Origin of the sequence: Streptomyces sp. NBC_01571, from assembly GCF_026339875.1 — a bacterium.
GTDB lineage: Bacteria > Actinomycetota > Actinomycetes > Streptomycetales > Streptomycetaceae > Streptomyces.
In genome coordinates, this window is the sequence record NZ_JAPEPZ010000002.1 from 56,575 (window position 1) to 76,220 (window position 19,646).

The following is a 19,646-nucleotide window of genomic DNA, read 5'->3' on the forward strand; positions in this document are numbered from 1 at the left end:
CGGCACGACCGTGACCGTGTACCCCTACCTCCCCAGGGTCGAATACATCCGCCCGTGGCTCACGAGGGACCCGGCCCACATCTCCACCCTGATGGACGCCGAACCAGGTGGCGACGGCACCGGCCGCGACTTCCCCGACCCCTGGGCCCGGCTGCACGCACAGGAGGGACACGAGAGCGCCGCCCGGATCGGGAAGACGGCCTGTTCCGTGTACGACGCCCTGCACCACGGCCTCGCGGAAGCCGAGTACTCACAGCCGACGGCCGCGTCCAGCCTTCTCGGTTGAGATGGAGCAATCAGACGGAGCCCCCGCTTCCCTGACCTTTCGGTCCGGGATGCGGGGCTTTCTGTGTTTCTGAGCAAGGGGATCGAGTCCCACCGGGGGCCAGAGCGATGACGTAGCGATGGCACGGTGCCCCCGGAGGGGCTGTGAGATCCGGTCCGCTGGCATCAGGACGACCTCTACCGATGGCAATCACAGGGGCACACAGCTCCCGCACACCCTCCTGGACCGAAGGAGGCATCGGCCAACCCGCGTGCTTTCAGCGCAAGTACCAGTCTTCGGAAGCCAGTGGCGGACTCGCCGTCGCCCGTCTCCTCGCCAGATGCCTCAGCGAGCCTTCCGCGGGCAATACCGAAACCGCAGGCGTATTCGGCTACGTGCCACGCGATGAGCCCCTCGAGATAGCCGACTGCCTCCCCGCCCTGCAAGCCGCCACGCAACATCGCGGTACGGCCGGCTTCGATTCACTCAAAGCACCAGAGCACCGTGAAGTACGCGCGTCCACCTTCCGAGCCGCAGTCACCTCACCGGTGGTCAGATCTTGGTGCGAACTGCTGTACTGGGTCACCTTTGACACCCCGCAGTACGACATCGGCGGCGGCCGTCCCTTTCGCAAGGCCCAGGTCGGGGGCCGATACCTGAGGTCCGACCCGAATCCCGAAACGGCCGCCAGTGATGCGGGCGGGCCAACAGTCCGTCAGACCAGATCACGCACCTGGACATTCGGCGTACGCGGCGGCGGCCCTCGTCTGGTCATCTCCTCCGGCCAAGGCGTGCGTGACCGAGGTGAACGTCACCCGCCTGGCCTGGGTCCTGCACGATCTCCCCATCGAGATGGTCGGCCGGGTCCGCTCCACCTGAGCCCCCGCACGGCAAATGGAGCGGGGCTTCGACACGGGCCAGGACCCTCTCGCATGGACGGACACGTCGCTGACCTACTGCCGTGTCCATGGGTGGCAACGGCCAAGCTGACCACATAGCGCTCCTCGACCGTCCCGTCCGGGAAGGCTTGAGTCAGGAGGTCGCGCTCAGCGGCCAGGAACGTCTCGGCGGCGTTCTTGCCGAGGACGAGGAAGTCGGAGTAGCTGGCGAGATTCGCGAGATGCTTTTCGAGTGGGACGCTCCTTGTCCACGACATCTGCCGTGTGACGAAGCTGAGTTCGAGCGGCAGGTGGCGGAATCGGGCCCTGGGGTCGGGTGCGCTGTCCTCGGCGCCGAAGAGACGGCGCAAGCGGGCGTCTTGGTCGGCTATCCAGCCGACGGTGCTGTCCGAGTCGTTCCACCAGAGGGCAAGTGCGCCGCGGGGGTGCAGTACTCGGAGGGCTTCGGGGACGGACTTGTGGGGGTCGGTCCAGTGCCACGCCTGGGCATAGGTCAGGATGTCGATGGACTCGGAGGCCAGTGGCAGGTTGTTGCCGTCACCGAGCACGACGGGGACGTCCGGCAGGCCGAGGCGGAATTGGGAGGCCATTCCGAGGCCTGGCTCGACCGCGACGACGCGCGCACCGCGGGCGTGCAGGAGGGCGGTCGCCAGTCCCGTGCCGGCGCCGATGTCCGCAACGCGGGCGCCCGTTAAGGGACGGGCGGCGAGTTCCTCGACCGCATCGAGCAGCGCGGGCGGATACGAAGGGCGGTTCGCGGCATAGCTGGCGGCGGCCTTGCTGAATGAACGAGCCTGCGAAGTGATCGTCATTCGACCATCCTCGGCGGTCCGAAGTACCTGGCACAGCACTTTGACGGCGTTTCCCGGCACGACGTCAAGGGGTCCCCCGCGTTTAACCAACCCCACCCGCGCCACAGCGACGCTATTTGCCCGCGGTTCCCCGAGAGTCGCGCAGAACCCCGAACGCGGCCCTGAGTTCATTGGTGAAGATGTCGGGAACTTCCCAGGCCGCGAAGTGGCCGCCCCTGCTGGCTTCGTTGAAGTAGAAGAGATTGTGGTAGCTGCGTGAGGCCCAACTCCGCGGCGCCTGGTAGATCTCACCGGGGAACACCGTGATGGCGGCCGGGATGGAGACCGACACGGCGTTGAAGTTGTTGGCGTTGTTCTCCCAGTAGAGACGCGAGGATGACACGGCGGTGTTCGTGACCCAGTAGAGCGTGATGTCGTCGAGCATCTCGTCCTTGGTGAGCACCCGTTCGGGATCGCCGTCGCTGTAGGTCCATGCGGCGAACTTGTCGTACATCCATGCGGCCAGTCCGACGGGTGAGTCCGTCAGTCCATAGCCTTCGGTCTGGGGACGGGTGACCATCATCGCGGAGTAACCCGAGCCCGACTTGTAGAAGGTGGCGAGCTTTTCGTACGCGGCCTTCTCGTCGGCGTTCAGTCCCGCCGGGACAGGGTCACCGCAGGCGAGCTTCTTCGCGATATCGGCAGGGACGGTGGCCGGGAAGTTGACGTGGATTCCAAGGAGTCCCGCGGGTCGCTGTACCGCCATCTTGTCCGAGATCACAGCTCCCCAGTCGCCGCCCTGGGAGACGTAGTGCCCGTATCCGAGGCGCTCCATCAGCACGGCCCAGGCACGGGCGATACGGTCGGGGCCCCAGCCGGTGGTCGTCGGTCTCTCGGAGAAGCCGTACCCGGGCATGGACGGTATGACGAGATGAAAGGCGTCCTCCGCGCGTCCCCCGTGGGCCGTGGGCTTGCTGAGCGGATCGATCACCTTGAGGAATTCCAGGATCGAGCCCGGCCAGCCATGGGTCAGAATCATCGGCAGGGCGTTCGCATGGCGGGAGCGGACATGGATGAAATGAATATCGAGTCCGTCGATCTCGGTTTTGAACTGCGGCAAGGAGTTCAGCTTCTCCTCGATCTTCCGCCAGTTGTAGCTCGTCCCCCAGTAGTGGGAGAGTTCTTTCATGGTCGCCAACGGGACGCCCTGGGACTGATCGTGGACCGTCTCCCGGTCAGGCCACCGTGTCGCGATGATGCGCCGGCGCAGCTCGACAAGGTCCTGCTCCGGTATGTTCACGCGGAAGGGGCGGATGCTCTCCCTCTCGCTCACCGCCACGGGCTTCCCGGAGTACTCATCGGAGTACGGACCGAAAACACCGGTTGCCGCCGCCGTCATCGCGGCGGCTGAGGTGGTGAGAAACATACGCCGGGACTGCAGCCGGAGATTTTCGGACATGGCGGATCTCCTTGGATCGTTCCAGCGCTTCCGAGAGGGCACCCTCGACAGTCATATTTCGGGTCGGCGGAACAGAAATCCGGCACGGAATTCCTGTGACCCGGGTGGCCTCCACCCCGGCGGAGCCTGAGGCGGGCGGCAACAAGCTGGTAGACGTCTGCATGCGACGGCCTCATGTGACGTTGTCCGCACGCGACGGTCTCATCACGGTACGTAACGATATTTGTCCCTCTGTGAGCGTGCAACTCGAGGCCGAAAGGTGCGTGCGACATGCGATCACCGGGCAGTCGGTCCTCGAGAGAGGTCCTCGACGGTCGAGGACGATCAGGAGAGGCACTCGGCGATGCAGATGTCCGGCCAGACAGAGCCCCCGGAGTGGGCCCACTCCCGAGTGGTCCGCAGACGGCACCAGAGGGGGCCGGCGTACGGGATGCGGGTCTCACCCTTCCGTGAGGACGTGACCAGTACCCAGGAACGGCCGGAGTTGGCTTCTCCCGACGTCGACCGGTCGACCTCCGCGACGGTCGAGGAACGTACCTCGCGGATACGGCGCCGTTTGGAGCGCCTGATCGGCATCGCGGCGACCGAGGGCAACGCGCTCACGGTCCTGCGCAACGGAGATGAGATCTTTCCGGCGATGCTGGCCGGCATCCGGTCTGCGGAGCACACCGTGGACATGATGACGTTCGTGTACTGGACGGGTGACATAGCCCGCGAGTTCGCGCGGGCACTGGCGGAACGGGCACGTGCGGGCGTGCGGGTGCGACTGCTGCTGGACGGGTTCGGCAGCCGCCTGATCGAGAAGGAACTACTGCGGGAAATGGAGCGGTCCGGCGTACAAGTGGCCTGGTTCCGCAGACCGTTGGCTCTTTCGCCGTTGAAGCAGAATCACCGTTGCCACCGCAAGGTTCTCGTCGTGGACGAGCAGACGGCCTTCACCGGCGGGGTGGGCATCGCGGAGGAGTGGTGCGGCGACGCGCGCACCGAGCACGAGTGGCGCGACACTCATGTCGAGGTCCGCGGGCCGGCCGTGGACGGCGTCGCCGCCGCGTTCGCGCAGAACTGGGCCGAGTGCCACGACGAACTCTTCGACGATCGTGACCGGTTCGTCCCGCACCGACCGCAGGGCGACGCGGTGGTGCAGGTCGTGCGCGGCTCGGCCAGTTTCGGCTGGCAGGACATGCAGACCCTCATCCGGGTGATGCTGGAGTCGGCCGAGGACCGCTTCCGACTGGCCACCGCCTACTTCTCACCGGACGCGTACTTCGTCGAGCTGCTCTGTGCGACCGCCCGCCGGGGCGTCGAGGTGGAGATCCTGCTGCCCGGCCCGCACACGGACAAGCGGGTCTGCCAGTTGGCCGGCCAGCACCACTACGAAGACCTCACCGCCTGCGGCGTGAAGATCTACCAGTACCAGCCGACGATGATGCACGCCAAGGTCATCACCGTGGACGGCGTCGCCGCCCTGGTCGGCTCCACCAACTTCAACCGGCGATCACTCGATCACGACGAGGAGATCATGCTCGCGGTGCTGGAGCAGAAGTTCACCGCCATCCTCGACAGCCACTTCGACGAGGACCTCAAGGCTGCCACGTTGATTCAGGAGGGGCGCTGGAAGCGGCGCTCCTTGGCGCAGCGGGCACGAGAGGTTGCCGTCGTACCCATCCGCCGCTTTCTGTAGCTCCGGCCGTCGGCCGCCGGTCTCGCACCGCCGACCGCCGGCCGACGGCCACCGATCTCGGCGATCGGCGGCCGGACCTCGTATCCGTGCGGCGGGTCCGGCAGCCGGACCGGGCAACCCCGTACACCTCGTACCCCGTACGCCTTACCCCGTGGCAGCACCCGACGGACCCTGCCACGGACAGTGATCCACGGACAACGATCCACGGCCGCCGGTCGCGGGACTGTGGGGTACCGCCACGACAAGGCACCGTGACACCGCCGAGGGACGGGGACCTAGCCCGGACGGTTCAGCGTCCTGGGACCGGAGAGCCGTCAGAATCACTCCCGCTTCCCGGCGAGGGAACCGCGAGGTCCAGCCTTCAGGCGCGAGGCGGTCGGGTCGCGGTCTCCAGGTAGAAGGCGTCGATGCTCCTGACGGCCTGCTCGAATTCCGCCAGGTTCACGGGCTTGGTCACGTAGGCGTTGGCGTGGCTGTTGTAGGCCCCGACCACGTCGTCCGGCGCGGCGGACGTGGTGAGGACGACCACGGGGATGGTCTGCAGGTCCTCGTCGGCCTTCAGGACCCGGAGCAGATCACGGCCGTTCATCCGGGGCATGTTGAGGTCGAGCACGATGAGGTCGGGACGCACGCTGCCCGGGGTGCGCAGGTGTTCCAGCGCGGCGACTCCGTCGGTGACCTGGACCAGGTTGCGGGCCCCGCGCTCGGAGAGGGCTTCCTCGATGAGCATGGCGTCGGCGACGTCGTCCTCGACGAGCAGTACGTCGAACGGGCGGGCAGGGGTGGTCATCATCGGATGCTCCGTGGGGGCTTCGTGGGAGTGGTGGAAGAGTCCCGGCCAGCGACGCCGGGCGCCTTGGCGAGTCATGTCGCATGCCTCGCCGATCTGCGGGTATCCGGCCCCTGCCCGAGCGGCGTCCAGGGCCGCGTCCCGCTGGAGCCGCTCGGCGGCCCGCTGGAGGTGGGTCAGTACGTGCAGCAGGGTCAGGGCCCGCGTCGGATCGTCCGCTGACGGGGGATGTGGGGGGTCTTCCAGTAGTTGAAGGGCGATGCGCCGCGCGAGATCATCGACCGCCGCATCCGCGACTGCGGCCGTCTCCTGCGGAGTGGTCCGCACGACGAAGTTCTTGCCAGGCACACCCGCACATTAGGCCCCGGACCGCCCCCGCGACAACAACCGTTGTCGATCGCCCCCTACAGTGTGCGCTGCGCCGCTTTGAAGGCGGCCGTCACAGCGGAGGAGTCAGGGAATGACCGGCGACGAGAGACCGCCGCGTGCGCGGGAGCTTTCCACGTGGACGACCCGGCGATGGCTTCGTGTCGGGGTGGCCGTGTCCTTGACCGTCCTGGCCGTGCTCGGAGTCACCGGAGCGTGGATCCTGGGGCGGACGGCGTCGATCAGCGACAACCTCGTGGACGTGAAATCCCCCGCGCTGACCACCTCGATCCGCCTGGAATCGGCCCTGCTCAACCAGGAGACCGGCATCCGCGGCTATGGGCTCACCGGGACGCCGGACTTCCTCAAGCCCTATCAGCAGGGGCTCGCCGAGCAGAAAACGGACATCGCGTCGCTGTCGGAGCTGCTCCGGGGCGACCGGGCAGGTCTTCGCGATCTGAAGGCCGTACAGGACGCCGTGGAGAAGTGGCAGTCACGGATCGCCCGGCCGATCGCCGCCTCACCGCCCGGGACGCCCTCACCGCTGACCACCGAACGCGCCGCGGAAGGCAAGACGGTCTTCGACACGCTCCGCGCGGCCATGGTCACCCAGCAGGACGGGTTGCGTGCCGCCCGGGCCCAGGCGCGCGCGGACCTGGCCACCACGATGAGGGTGCGGAACTGGGTGTTCAGCGCGATCGCCGTGGTCATCGCCATCCTCGCGGGCGTGGTCTTCGAGGCACTGCGGCGTGGCATCACCACGCCGCTGGAGCGGCTCGGGGCGGACGCCCGCGCCATCGCCGACGGCGACTTCGCTCATCCCATCACGCCGACCGGCCCCGCGGACCTGCGTCAGCTGAGCGGCGAGATCGACTCCATGCGCCAACGGCTCGTGCGGGAACTGGACTTCAGTGAGGAGGCACGGCTGCGCCTCGACGAGCAGTCCACGGAGCTCCAGCGGTCCAACGCCGAGCTGGAGCAGTTCGCCTACGTGGCCTCCCACGACCTCCAGGAACCACTGCGCAAGGTCTCCAGCTTCACCCAGCTGCTGCAGCGGCGCTACGGAGGTCAGCTCGACGAGCGGGCCGACCAGTACATCGATTTCGCGGTCGACGGAGCGAATCGCATGCAGACCCTCATCAACGACCTGCTCGACTTCTCCCGCGTCGGCCGCGTCCACCACGCCCACCAGAGCGTGGACCTCGACTCGGTGATGAAGCGGAGCCTTTCCGCGCTCAGCGTCAGCATCGAGGAGGCGGGCGCGGTGATCACCCAGGACGAGCTGCCGACACTGGTCGCCGACCCCACCCAGATGGGCATGCTGTGGCAGAACCTGATCGGCAACGCCGTCAAGTTCCGCCGCCCGCAGGAGGCACCGAAGATCCACGTGTCCGCCGTGCGGGACGGTGCGCTGTGGCGGTTCGCGGTCACCGACAACGGAATCGGCATCGCCCCCGAGTACGCCGAGAAGGTGTTCGTGATCTTCCAGCGGCTCCACACCAAGGACGCCTACCACGGCAGTGGCATCGGACTCGCGATGTGCAGGAAGATCGTGGAATTCCACGGCGGGACCATCTTCGTCGACCCGGAGTACACGGGGGGCACCCGCATCACGTTCACCCTGGCCGGTGAACCCGTGGAGACGGGCCTCCCCTCCACCGCTGCGGAGGAGACCCGTTCCGGCGCGCAGCCGACGGCTTGACCGGGGCGTTGGCCGGGGCGGTGCCCGTGATCACCGCCACTGGTGGCGTCATCCGGGCGACCGCTCCGGGAGTGTCCTGGTGAACGGGGTGACCGGGCGTTCAAGGCGGTCGCCGTCCACGGTGATGTCCACCGCCTCGTTGTAGAAGGCGAGGAGGTCCTTGACGGCGCCCACCGCGGGCAGCGGCTCCGGGTAGCTCCAGACGATGTTCGGCGGGGTGTCGGGAACTCCGGCCTCTCCTCGCCACGACCAGTACGCGGCGGTCCCCTTGTAGGGGCAGCCGGTGCTGTGGCGGGTCGGTTCGAACAGTTCCATCCGGACGTCCTCGCGCGGCATGTAGTACCGCGTCGGCAGGCCGGTCTCGAAGAGCAGGACCGGGTGGTGGGTGTCGGCGACGACCGTACCGTCGATCTCGACCCGGACGTGGCGGCGGCTGGGGATGGCGTCCACCCGTTTGTGCGGGTCGCGGGGGTGGATGAAGATCTCTTCCTCCTCCTCGTACCAGTGGTCCAGGCCCCGTCCGACGCGTCGGAACCACTCGAAGGCGATGTGTCCGGCCAGGTCGTCGGCCGGAAACGTCCAGGCCGCGTTCTCCAGCAGTTCGCCGTCGACCTCCAGGTCGTAGAAGATCCGCGATCCGGTGTGGGTGCCGGTCAGCGGGTGCTTCGCGGGGCGCAGCAGGTCCTCGCGGACCTCCTCGCGCGGGAAGGCGTACAGCGGAACCGGCACCCGTGGTTCCCACACGAGGACGGGGTGCCTGCTGTCGACGACGGGGATGTTTCCCTTGCGGCCGCGTACCCAGCGTGCGCTCGGCTCCCACAGAAGGCCTTCGGGGGTGGTTCTGACGTCCGGGGCGGTGGGAAACGTGATCATGACCAGCTCTCCTTCAGCTTGCTCGCCGCGGTGACTTCGGCATGTCCTCGCCCGCCGGCGTCGAGCCGTCGGGGTTGGCCTCTCCACCCTGCGCCGAGTGTTCTCGAGGTCCTGATCGAGCCAAACACATCCCGGGCGGCTCAGGGGGTACCCGGCCGCCATGGCGAAGCTGCATCTTCCAGGGCGAAAAGATCACCGCGGCAGGGACGAGGTACTGCCGCCGGAGGAGGTCGGCCCGGAACCGGAGGTGGAGCGAGCGGCACCGGACACTCCGGCGAAGCTGCCGAAGCGTGCGTGGGGCGCGGCGCTGAAGGGTGCCCTGCGCGAGTTCAAGGACGACGAGCTGGCCGACCGGGCGGCGGCGCTGACGTACTACGGGGTGCTGTCGCTGTTCCCGGCGCTGCTGGTGCTCGTGTCCCTGCTGGGCGTCATCGGCAGGTCGGCGGCGGACAGGGTGCTGACCAACCTCAGGCAGCTCACCCCCGGCTCGGCCCACGACATCATCACCCGGGCCGTGGACCAACTGCAGAACAGCTCCGGCGCGGGCTCGGTCGTGGCGATCGTCGGCATCGTACTGGCGGTGTGGTCTGCGTCCGGCTACGTGGCGGCGTTCATCCGCGCCGCGAACGCCGTCTACGACATGCCGGAGGGTCGTCCGCTGTGGAAGATTCTGCCGGTGCGCGTCGGTGTGACCGTCGCGCTGATGATCCTCGCGGTCGCCGGCTCGGTCATCGTGGTCTTCTCCGGCGGCGTGGCCCGGCAGGCCGGGAGCGCGCTGGGCGTGGGAGACACGGGACTGGCGGTGTGGTCGGTCGCGAAATGGCCCGTGCTGGTCGTTCTGGTCACCGTCATGATCGCGATCCTGTACTGGGCGAGCCCGAACGCCAAGGTGAAAGGGTTCCGCTGGATCACACCGGGCAGCTTCCTCGCCCTCGTGATCTGGATGATCGCCTCCACCGGATTCGCGTTCTATGTAGCCAATTTCGCGTCCTACAACAGGACCTACGGCACGATGGCCGGGGTCATCGTCTTCCTGGTGTGGCTGTGGATGACCAACCTGGCGATCCTGCTGGGTCTGGAGTTCGACGCCGAGACGATCCGCCAGCGGGCCATCGCCGGCGGTCATCCGCCGGAGGCGGAGCCCTATACCCAGCCGCGCGACACCCGCACGTGGGACGAGGAGGACCGCCGTCGGCTCGGCGACATCTGACCGCGCCCCACGGCCGATACGGGGCCGGGCACAGCGACTCGCACGCCGCACCGTCCGGCACTGCGGCGACAGCACGGAGTGGGGCGGTTGCGCCGTCGGATCCGGCGTGCGCCGGTATCCCGGCGCAGGGAAGCCTGGTTGATTCGCAGTTGCTGCCCTGAACTGCCCGGTCGGGGGTACTCGACTCCTCACTGACTGCCGTGGCTCAGCACAGGGCCCGGCGGTGACCGAGATATCTGGTGGGAGGTGATGTGCCGTGTCGAGTGTGCGGTCGCACGTGGACGGGCCCGACAGGCAGGCGCAGGGGTCCGGATCGGATCAGGTGGGTGAGCTGGTGCACCGGGCTTCGCAGCAGCTGACCGAGCTGGTCCGGGGCGAACTCCGTCTGGCGCAGGCGGAGATGAAGGAGAAGGGCAGGCACTACGGCAAGAGCGGCGGGCTGTTCGGGGGCGCCGGGATCGTGGGCTTCCTGATGCTGGAAGCCCTGGTGGTCGCCGCGATCGCCGCCCTGGCCGTGCCGCTGCCGGTGTGGGCCGCGGCGCTGATCATCACCGCGGTGCTGGGCGTGATCGCCGCGGTCCTGGCTCTGACCGGGAAGAAGCAGGTCAGTCAGGCGGCGCCGCCCGTGCCCGAGCAGACCATCGACAACGTGAAGGCCGATGTGGCCGAGATCAAGAGGAGTGCCCACCGATGAGCAACCCGTCCGACCACGACCAGACCGCCGCCACCCCGGAAGAGCTGCGTGAGCAGGTCGAGCAGACCCGTGCCGAGCTCGGGGAGACGGTCCAGGCCCTGGCCGACAAGACCGACGTCAAGGCCCGGGCCAGGGAGAAGACCGCCGAGGTCAAGGAGCAGACCGTGGCCAAGGCCGGGGAGCTGAAGGCCAAGGCCGCCCAGGCCGCGCACTCGGTCCAGGACAAGCTGCCCGACCAGGTCAAGGAGAAGGCGGCCCAGACCGCCGCCCAGGTCCGGGAGAAGACCGCCCAGGCCGGGAGTGTGTGGGAGGAGAAGGTTCCCGAGCCGGTCCAGCTGCAGGCCGCCCAGGGCGCCCGGGCGGTACGGGACAACCGCAAGCTGCTGGTGGCAGCCGGGGGCGCGACGGCTCTCGCGTGGCTGATGTTCCGCCGTAAGAAGGGCTGAAGCCGGTGAAAGCCTCGAAGGTAGCCTACAAACCGGTCGGCCTCGCTCTGGGCGCCGCCGGCGGCTTGCTCGCCGGCATGGCCTTCAAGCAGGCCTGGAAGATACTCGCCCACGCCGAGGACACCCCCAACGCCACCGACGAGAACCGCTCTTGGCGTGAGGTCCTGCTCGCCGCCACGCTGCAGGGTGCGATCTTCGCCGGAGTCAAAGCGGCTGTCGACCGCGCCGGTGCCACCGCCACTCGCCGCGTGACCGGTACCTGGCCGGGCTGACGTCCGAGCTGACAACTCTTGCTGACGGCGGTCGGGCGCAGGGAGCCTGCACCGATCCGACCGATGACCGTCGGCACCAGCGCACGGAAGTCCCCGGCCGCAGCGGCGCGGGGGCTTCCGGCGTTCCCTGCGCCGCTCCGAAAAAGCGGTGTCGTGAGTCCCTGGTATGGCTCAAGGGACGGGGACGTACGGACGCATGGGGCGGACACACGCGGCTACCTCAACGACTCCCCCGTCCCCTGTGGAAGAGAGACACGTGCCCGAGAAGAATGTCTTTGTGATCGGCCTGGACGAAGCGAACCTCCCCACGCTGAACGCGGTACCGGACGCGAAAGAGCTGCGCTTCCACCCCCTGCTGACCATCGAGGAACTGCAGGGCGGCGAAGTGTCGGTGGCGGCCTTGCTGGAGAAGGCGCGGAGCGTGCTGGACGCGTTCGACGGGACCATAGACGCGATCGTCGGCTACTGGGACTTCCCTGTCAGCACCCTCGTGCCGATGCTGAGTGAGCGGTACAGCACGCGCAGCACCAGCCTGGAGTCGGTGGTCAAGTGCGAGCACAAGTACTGGAGCAGGCTCGAGCAGCAGAAGGTGACCGACAGGCATCCGCGGTTCGGGCGGGTCGACCTCGAGGCCGACGACCCGCGTCCGCCGGAGGGTGTGCGCTTCCCCATGTGGCTGAAGCCCGCGCTCGCCTACTCCTCGGAACTCGCTTTCGGAGTCAAGGACATGGACGAGTTCCGCACGGCGGTCGCCGAGATCCGCGAGGGCATGTCCCGTGTCGGCCGCCCCTTCGAGTACGTCCTCGACCGGCTCACCCTCCCGCCGGAGATGGACGGGGTCGGCGGCGAGGTGTGTCTGGCGGAGGAGGAGATGTCGGGCATCCAGGTCGCGGTGGAAGGCTATGTCCACCTCGGCGAGGTCACCGTCTACGGTGCGCTCGACTCGATCAACTACCCCGACTCCCCCTGCTTCCTGCGCCATCAGTACCCGTCGGCACTGCCCGAGCCGGCGATCAGGCAGCTGCACGATGTCACGCGGCGGGTGATGAGCCGGATCGGCTTCGATTCGGCGACCTTCAGCGTGGAGTACTTCTACGACCCGCGGACCGGGCAGATCAGCCTGCTGGAGATCAACCCACGGCACTCGCAGTCGCACGCGGAGCTCTTCGAGTACGTCGACGGCGTGCCCAACCACCACTGCATGGTCAGCCTGGCCCTCGGCCGGGACCCGCTCATGCCGCACCGGGCCGGGCCGTACGCGATGGCGGCGAAGTGGTACCACCGCTGGTTCGCGAACGGAGTCGTCCACGACGTGCCCACGGCCGACGATCTGCGCCGCATCGAGCGGGAGATCCCGGGCGTACGCATCGACATCGTGCCCGCCGAAGGCGCACGCCTGTCGGAGCTGCCCGGTCAGGACAGCTACAGCCACGAGCTGGCACACATCTTCACCGGTGGTGACAGCGAGCAGGACCTCAGGGAGAAGTACGACCGTTGTGTGGCCGCGCTGGGGCTCACCTTCGACGAGACCACACCGGGCGGACGCGACCAGAAGAACGTCTGAACACCGGCCCGCCGCCCGACCGCCCGCAACCGCCCCTCCGACGACGAGGCCCGGGTATGCGGCGAGGAGAGGAGCAACACCGACACATGCGTTTCGTGACCAACCTGCCGTACGCGACGAAGGAAGAAGAGCACGTCGTCATCCCCATGTCCGACGGAGTGGAGCTGTCGGCACGGATCTGGCGCCCCACCTCGTCGGACAGCGAACCGGTGCCCGCGGTGCTCGAGTACATCCCGTATCGCAAGCGCGACCTCACCGCCGTACGGGACTCGATCCACCACCCGTACATCGCCGGCCACGGATACGCGTGCGTACGGGTCGACATCCGCGGCACGGGCGAGTCCGAGGGGGTGCTCGAGGACGAGTATCTGGAGCAGGAGCAGCGCGACGCCGAGGAGATCCTCGCCTGGCTGGCGGAGCAGCCGTGGTGCGACGGCAGCACGGGCATGATGGGTATCTCGTGGGGGGCGTTCGCCGCGCTCCAGGTCGCGGCGCGGCAGCCACCGAGCCTGCGGGGCGTCGTCATCGCCTCGTTCACCGACGACCGGCACGCAGACGACATGCACTACATGGGCGGAGCCCTGCTCTCGGACAACCTGGCCGAGGCGGGCACCATGTTCGCCTACGGCACCTGCCCGCCCGATCCGGCGGTGGTCGGTGAACGCTGGCGCGAGATGTGGCACGAACGGCTCGAGCACACACGTCCCTGGGTCCTGGAATGGCTGCGGCACCAACGCCGTGACGACTACTGGCGGCACGCGTCGGTCTGCGAGAACTACCAGGCGGTCCGGTGCCCGGTCCTTGCCTCCAGCGGCTGGGCCGACGGTTACTCGAACGCGGTGACGCGCCTGCTGGGGAATCTGGACGTGCCGCGCAAGGGCCTGATCGGACCGTGGTCCCACAAGTTCCCCCACCTGGGCGAGCCGGGGCCGGCCATCGGCTACCTCCAGGAGGTCGTGCGGTGGTGGGACCACTGGCTCAAGGGCGTCGACAACGGCGTCATGGACGGCCCCATGCTGCAGACGTGGATGCAGGAGAGTGTGCCGCCTTCCACGTCCTACGAGGAACGGCCCGGGCGCTGGATCGGCGAACCCGCGTGGCCCTCCCCGCACGTCCACGACGTCACGCATCCGCTCACGCCCCATCACGTCGGGCCGCCCCTCGACAGCGCCGAACAGCGGGAGTGCGTCCCGGAGTCCGAACCCATGACCGTGCAATCACCTCTGTCGGTCGGCCAGTTCGCGGGCAAGTGGGCCTCGTACAACGCACCGCCCGACCTGCCCTACGACCAGCGGGAGGAAGACGGTGGCTCGCTCGTCTTCGACAGCGACCCGCTGACCGAACCGCTGGAGATCCTCGGGTCACCGACCGTCGAACTCGACCTGTCGGTCAGCGAACCGATCGGGATGGTGGCGGCACGGCTGTCCGACCTGAGCCCCGACGGCCGGGCCACCCGCGTGTCCTACGGCATCCTCAACCTCACCCGCCTGGACAGCACGAGTGAGCCCGCGCCGCTGGAGCCCGGCCGCCGGTACCGGGCGACGGTCCAGCTCAACGGCGTCGGCCAGGCCTTCCCCCGCGGTCACCGGATCCGGCTGTCCCTGTCCACCTCGTACTGGCCGCTCGCCTGGCCGCCCCCGAGGCCGGTCCTGCTCAGCGTCTACGCGGGGTCCAGCACCCTGACGCTGCCCGTGCGCCCGACGGGTGATCCCGGCGAGATGCCGCCCAGTCCCTTCGGAGAGCCCGAAGGGACACCGCCTCTCGCCTCGACCCAGCTCACGCCCCGGGAGGAACGGTGGGACGTCAAGCGCGATCTCGTCGGATATGGGGCGGAGTTGGAGATCGTGAAGGACCGCGGCATGGTCCGGATCGAGGATGTCGGTCTCGACGTCGGGCTCCGCGCCCACGAGCGCTACACGGCCGTCGCCGAGGACTTCACCTCGGTGAGCGGTGAATCGGCCTGGACCATGCGCTTCCGCAGGGAGGACTGGGACGTACGGGTGGAGACACGCACCCGGCTCACCTCGGACGAGGGGGAGTTCTTCGTCGACGCCACGCTGGACGGCTACGAAGGCGACAAGCGCGTGTTCTCCCGGACCTGGAACGAACGCGTGCCACGCGACCTGTTGTGACCGCGTCCGTCCCCCCTCACGGCGCCACGGCCTTTGACCGGTCGGCCGAGGGCGACTGTCGGTGGGTTCCCGCCGACAGCCTCCCTCGGCCGGACGGTCAGTGGAGGACGCTGACCGCGCGGGCGATGACGAGGAGGGAGGTCAGCAGGGCGGCGACGCTCTCGACGCTCATCAACAGCTTGGCGCGGGTGGAGAGGGGCATGGTGTCGGTGGGACTGAAGGCCGTCGAGTTGGTCACGGAGATGTACAGGTAGTCCACAAGGGTCGGAACCCAGTCCGAGGTGCCGCTGGCGCCGTCCGCGACCTCCTCCACCGCGTCGCTGTTCTCGTCCTGCGAGAAGCGGAAGTCCGCCAGGGGGAGATCGCCGCGGGGTGCCTGGGTGCGTGCCACGGGGCCGCCACGGTCCAGTTCCCAGTAGGTGAGCCCGAAGGCGATGATGTTGGTGAGCCACACCTGTAGTGCGGCGACCAGCAGGGATCGGCCGTCCTTGACATCGGCGTGGATCAGTTCGTGAATGAGGATGCCCAGCGCGGTGAGGTTGCTGGCCGCGATGACGAGGACGAGAGTCAGCGAAACGAACCTGATGGCCTTGGTCTGCCGGGTGAGCCTCTTGGGATTGACCGCGATGAGCGGCACCAGAAGCAGCAGTTCCAGAGCGGGCAGCACATAGCGCGGAGCGACCAGCAATTGCTGCGGCAGGGCCACGTACAAGGTGATCGCGACGAGCGTGACGACCACTCCCGGCAGCCGGGCTTCACCACGGCGCTCGTGTCTGGGGTGCCTCACCCGGGCCTCGACGCGGCTCTTCACCATGGGCGATGTCCTTTCGCACTGCGTCCGACACGACGCTGATCGTCTGCCCTCCGACGAGGAATGAAGGCCGACGGTCCTCGTGAGACCCACGGTCATGCACGCCACCCGGCAGCTCCGGGCTCCCCGACCCGCACCGGGCCGCCAGGACATCCACGGGGGACGGACGTCGGTGCTCCGGTCCGCCGAGCGGCACATGTCGCGACAGGCGGGGTCCGGCCCACCCCGCTGCCTGCCGGAGCACGGCGGACACCGCACGAGGCGTTCGGGGGCCCTCGGTCCGCGCCCCCGAGAAAGAAGGGGAGCCGGAGCACACCCGAACACACCTTGCATTGCCGACTCGGGTGTCAATGGGTTCACTGGTGTGATGCCGACCTTCGTCACCGCGCTGACCGGCTTCTGGCCCCAGCACGGGGCGGCCTCGCGCCGGCACGCAGACGCCCGGGCGCCCGGGTTGCCCAGCGGCCCGGGAGGCCGGGAGTCCCACGTGAGGCCGTCCCGTCCACACGACTGACAAGAAGCTGTCACACACGGAGCGGAATGCCGGATCGGATGTCGGCGGTTCTCAATGGCATGACTGCAGGAGGAGCGCTCGACGCATCCGACGCGGAGAACCACGTCGATGCCTCCGCGCGGCCGGCGCGTGGGGCCGCGTCGACGGACCTGCGGCCGGCCCCGTCCGGACAGACCTTCGGCGCGGACTCACCCCAGCTCGCGGCGGCAAAGACGAAGACGAAGGAGTGCTGATGACCACTCAGGTCACGACGACGGATCTGCAGGCCTTCACCCAGAACTGGCTGGACTGGTACCGCGCGCAGGAGAAACGCCTTGCCGACCCGCACGGCTTCCTCGCGATCACCGGTCTGCACTGGCTCGACGACCAGCCGCAGCGCTTCCCGGACGCCCCGGGCGCGTGGTGGACCGACACCGCCGGGGTCTCGGTGGCCCTCGACGACGGCGAGGAACTGGTCGTGGAGGGAACCCCGGTGCGCGGGCAGCACCACTTCGGTGTGCTCCCCGAACGCGGTGGCGTCGACGCGGTGTGGGGGAACGCCGTCATCGAGGTGGCCAAGCGCGGCGGAAACGACATCGTGCGTCCCCGGCACCCGGACGCGCCGCTGCGCACCGCCTTCGCCGGAACGCCCGCCTACGCACCGCATCCGCGCTGGGCGTTGACGGGCCGCTACGTCGCCTTCGACGAGCCGCGGCCGACCACGGTGGGTGCCGCGGTCGAGGGCCTGGAGCATGTGTACGACGCTCCGGGCCGGATCGAGTTCGAACTGGACGGACGTCCCTTGTCCCTGACCGCGTTCCCCGGACACGGCGCGGGCCGGCTGACGGTGCTGTTCACCGACGCGACGTCGGGGGTCACCACCTACGCCGCCAACCGTGCCCTCGCCGTGGAAACGCCCGCCGCGGATGGCACGGTCGTCCTGGACTTCAATCGTGCGGCGAACCTGCCGTGCGCCTACACGGACCTGGCCACCTGCCCGCTGCCACCGGCGGAGAACCGGTTGCCGGTGGCGATCGAGGCGGGCCTGAAGATTCCCCGCGAGCGGGGCGGAGCCTGAGCACGTCCCCCCCTGCCGCCGGGGGCTGCGTGTGCCCTGCCCGGCAGGTGTGCGCCGGTCGAGCTACGCGGAGTAGAGCGTGCCGATGTTCTCGTGCAGCTGGTTGGCCAGGGGCGGTGCCGCGTAGGTGTCGGTCATGACCTCGATGTAGCAACCGGTGTCGGCCTTCGCCGCGGTCTCCATGGCCGCGTCGAGTTCGGCGAGGGTCGACACCCGGGCGGTGAACCAGTCCTCACAGCCCAAGGCCTTCGGCAGGTCCGAGTAGCGCCAGTTGGCCAGGTCGTTGTAGGCGATGTCCGGGTCCTTGCAGAGCAGGCGCTCGATGAGATAGCCGTGGTTGTTCAGGACGAACACCACCGGGCGCAGGCCGAACCTCCCGAACTGGCTGATCTCCTGCGCGGTGAGCTGGTGGGAACCCTCACCGGTCACCAGGACGACGCGCTGCCCGTCCGCGGCGGCGACGGCCGCGCCGACCGCGGCGGGGGTGGCCCAGCCGATCGATCCCCACAGGGACTGGTTCTGGAAGGTGGCACCGTGGGGCAACCGGGCGAAGGCCATGCCCATGGAGACGGTTCCGGTCTCCGCGACCAGGATGTCGTCGGCCTTGAGGAAGTTCTCCCAGCGGGGGTAGAGGTTCTCGGCGGTGATGGAGTCGTCGCCACTGCCGCCCGCCGGGGACATCCGGGTCACCTCGACCGACGGGCGCGGCCACTGCTTGCCGGGGAGCTTCTGGGCGAGAGCGCCGAGGAGGTCCTTCATCTCCACGCTCTGGTAGGTCATGCCGTCTACGCTGACATGGTGATGGCGGATGTCGATCGTCCGCCCCGGGTCGAGGTTGGCGGTGAACGCCCCGGTGTTGAAGTCGTGCATCATCGCGCCGACCAGGACGACGACGTCGCTGTCCTCGACGAAGCGGCGGACGTTCTCGTTCATGAGCTTGCCGTCGTACATGCCGATGTACGCGGGCTGGTCCTCCTCCAGGACACCCTTGTCGGCCATCATCGTGGCGAAGGGCAGTGCGGTGGCGTCGAGGAATTGCTGGAGGTCAGCGCCGAGGCCGGTGCGGGCGGTGAGGATACCGGGCAGGACGCAGGCGCTGTTCGCCCGGCCGAGCATGTCGGTGATGGCCTGAACGGCTGCCTTCACCTGCGCGGGGTCGCTGACGGGCGCGGGGATGGGCTGGGCCTTGCCGACCACCGGCATCTCCGCGAGGTCGGCGGGGAAGGCCATGTAGACGGGGCGGCGGTGGTAGAGCGCCGCCGCGATGAGACGCTCGGTCTCGGCCGCGGTGTTCTGCGGCGTCATGATGGCACTCGCGCACACCACCGGCTCGGACATCTTCTGGAACAGGTCGAACTGGCCGTTGCCCAGGGTGTGGTGGACGAGTGAGTGGTGAGCCTGGACGGGCATCTTGGGCATGCCGACCAGGTGGAACAGCGGAAGATGCTCCGTGTAGGCGCCGGCGATGCCGTTGATCGCGCTGAGTTCTCCGACCCCGTAGGTGGTGCACACGGCGCCGATGCCGTGCACGCGGGCGTAACCGTCGGCGCTGTAGGCGGCGTTCAGCTCGTTGCAGCTGCCGATCCACTGGATGTCCGGGTGTTCGGCGATGGCGTCGTCGACGGGGAAGGCGTAGTCGCCGGGAACACCGAAGACGTGACGCACGCCGATGTCCCGCAGTCTGTTCAGCACGTGTTGGATCACGGTGGTGGACATCAGGAAGTTCCTTTCCTTGTGGTGGCACCACCGCTCCAGGGTGCTCACTGCCCGACGGAGTCGGTGCCGACCGTTCCCTCCGCGCGCGACAGATGGGTGCGAGCGTGCGAAGGGTCCTTCTTCATGGCGCTGTGCAGCGGTGCGACGAGTTCATGTGCGCGAACCTTCGAAAGCGCTCCGTGGCCTTTCTCCGCCGTCACGCCGGCCGATCCCTTTCGGCACTCAGGGCGTCACGGAGAGTAGCCGACGCGCTGCACAAAAAGAGCAGAACGGCTCTTCTGCTCCCCCACCATGCTGTCCGCATCCCGCAGGACACGCAACCGGTGGTGCTGGTGGTCATGCGCTGGCGGGTACGTCGGCCATGGGGACGTGGGCGTACGTCTGACGTGGGGAGTTGAGCGAGG

Annotated in this window: 16 protein-coding genes and 1 pseudogene; 11 read left to right on the top strand and 6 right to left on the bottom strand. The window is 68.4% G+C overall.

Annotated features, from left to right (window positions below):
* The first annotated feature begins 10 nt into the window (after positions 1-10).
* Positions 11-286, top strand: a complete 276-nt coding sequence (locus OHB41_RS43400) for a hypothetical protein (RefSeq protein WP_266706798.1) — start codon at positions 11-13, stop codon at positions 284-286.
* A 952-nt stretch (positions 287-1,238) separates the two neighbouring features.
* Here OHB41_RS43400 and OHB41_RS43405 read toward each other — a convergent pair.
* Together OHB41_RS43405 and OHB41_RS43410 are read right to left on the bottom strand one after the other, a co-directional pair.
* Positions 1,239-1,976 (bottom strand): annotated as a pseudogene (locus OHB41_RS43405) (class I SAM-dependent methyltransferase); the annotation flags it as partial.
* Positions 1,977-2,088: 112 nt separating this feature from the next.
* Positions 2,089-3,414 carry an epoxide hydrolase family protein gene (locus tag OHB41_RS43410; RefSeq protein WP_266706800.1) on the bottom strand — a complete coding sequence of 442 codons (1,326 nt, stop codon included), beginning with the start codon at positions 3,412-3,414 and terminating at the stop codon, positions 2,089-2,091.
* Positions 3,415-3,871: 457 nt separating this feature from the next.
* On the opposite strand from OHB41_RS43410, the gene OHB41_RS43415 reads away from it, so the two are divergent.
* Positions 3,872-5,095, top strand: coding sequence for a phospholipase D-like domain-containing protein (locus OHB41_RS43415; protein ID WP_266706802.1), 1,224 nt, complete (start codon positions 3,872-3,874; stop codon positions 5,093-5,095).
* 361 nt (positions 5,096-5,456) lie between these two features.
* Here the strand turns inward: OHB41_RS43415 and OHB41_RS43420 are convergent, their stop codons facing one another.
* Positions 5,457-6,233, bottom strand: coding sequence for a response regulator (locus tag OHB41_RS43420; protein WP_266706804.1), 777 nt, complete (start codon positions 6,231-6,233; stop codon positions 5,457-5,459).
* A 112-nt stretch (positions 6,234-6,345) separates the two neighbouring features.
* Here OHB41_RS43420 and OHB41_RS43425 point away from each other — a divergent pair, with 112 nt between their 5' ends.
* A complete protein-coding gene (locus OHB41_RS43425) occupies positions 6,346-7,953 on the top strand; it encodes a sensor histidine kinase (protein ID WP_266706806.1) in 1,608 nt (535 codons plus the stop codon).
* A gap of 48 nt (positions 7,954-8,001) precedes the next feature.
* Here the strand turns inward: OHB41_RS43425 and OHB41_RS43430 are convergent, their stop codons facing one another.
* Positions 8,002-8,826 (bottom strand): DUF427 domain-containing protein, encoded by an 825-nt coding sequence (locus tag OHB41_RS43430; protein ID WP_266706808.1) that lies wholly within the window; start codon positions 8,824-8,826, stop codon positions 8,002-8,004.
* Positions 8,827-8,986: 160 nt separating this feature from the next.
* Here OHB41_RS43430 and OHB41_RS43435 point away from each other — a divergent pair, with 160 nt between their 5' ends.
* The 6 genes from OHB41_RS43435 to OHB41_RS43460 all read left to right on the top strand — a co-directional run bounded on the left by OHB41_RS43435 (position 8,987) and on the right by OHB41_RS43460 (position 15,144).
* Complete coding sequence (locus tag OHB41_RS43435) at positions 8,987-10,036, top strand: YihY/virulence factor BrkB family protein (RefSeq protein WP_266706810.1); 1,050 nt, start codon at positions 8,987-8,989, stop codon at positions 10,034-10,036.
* A gap of 265 nt (positions 10,037-10,301) precedes the next feature.
* Complete coding sequence (locus OHB41_RS43440) at positions 10,302-10,730, top strand: phage holin family protein (protein ID WP_526025101.1); 429 nt, start codon at positions 10,302-10,304, stop codon at positions 10,728-10,730.
* Positions 10,727-11,176, top strand: a complete 450-nt coding sequence (locus OHB41_RS43445; protein ID WP_266706812.1) for a DUF3618 domain-containing protein — start codon at positions 10,727-10,729, stop codon at positions 11,174-11,176. Before OHB41_RS43440 ends, OHB41_RS43445 begins: the two co-directional genes overlap by 4 nt.
* Before the next feature lie 5 nt (positions 11,177-11,181).
* On the top strand, positions 11,182-11,448 hold the full coding sequence (locus OHB41_RS43450) for a DUF4235 domain-containing protein (protein ID WP_266706814.1): 267 nt from the start codon (positions 11,182-11,184) through the stop codon (positions 11,446-11,448).
* A gap of 256 nt (positions 11,449-11,704) precedes the next feature.
* On the top strand, positions 11,705-13,012 hold the full coding sequence (locus tag OHB41_RS43455; protein WP_266706816.1) for an ATP-grasp domain-containing protein: 1,308 nt from the start codon (positions 11,705-11,707) through the stop codon (positions 13,010-13,012).
* A gap of 86 nt (positions 13,013-13,098) precedes the next feature.
* Positions 13,099-15,144 (top strand): CocE/NonD family hydrolase, encoded by a 2,046-nt coding sequence (locus tag OHB41_RS43460; RefSeq protein ID WP_266706818.1) that lies wholly within the window; start codon positions 13,099-13,101, stop codon positions 15,142-15,144.
* A gap of 97 nt (positions 15,145-15,241) precedes the next feature.
* Here the strand turns inward: OHB41_RS43460 and OHB41_RS43465 are convergent, their stop codons facing one another.
* On the bottom strand, positions 15,242-15,958 hold the full coding sequence (locus tag OHB41_RS43465; protein WP_266706820.1) for a hypothetical protein: 717 nt from the start codon (positions 15,956-15,958) through the stop codon (positions 15,242-15,244).
* A 570-nt stretch (positions 15,959-16,528) separates the two neighbouring features.
* On the opposite strand from OHB41_RS43465, the gene OHB41_RS43470 reads away from it, so the two are divergent.
* Together OHB41_RS43470 and OHB41_RS43475 are read left to right on the top strand one after the other, a co-directional pair.
* A complete protein-coding gene (locus tag OHB41_RS43470) occupies positions 16,529-16,702 on the top strand; it encodes a hypothetical protein (protein ID WP_323138462.1) in 174 nt (57 codons plus the stop codon).
* On the top strand, positions 16,702-17,526 hold the full coding sequence (locus OHB41_RS43475) for a DUF1684 domain-containing protein (protein WP_266706822.1): 825 nt from the start codon (positions 16,702-16,704) through the stop codon (positions 17,524-17,526). Before OHB41_RS43470 ends, OHB41_RS43475 begins: the two co-directional genes overlap by 1 nt.
* Positions 17,527-17,589: 63 nt before the next feature.
* On the opposite strand, the gene OHB41_RS43480 is transcribed toward OHB41_RS43475, so the two are convergent.
* Entirely contained in the window at positions 17,590-19,242 is a 1,653-nt protein-coding gene (locus OHB41_RS43480; protein WP_266706824.1) for an alpha-keto acid decarboxylase family protein, read from the bottom strand.
* Positions 19,243-19,646: the final 404 nt, after the last annotated feature.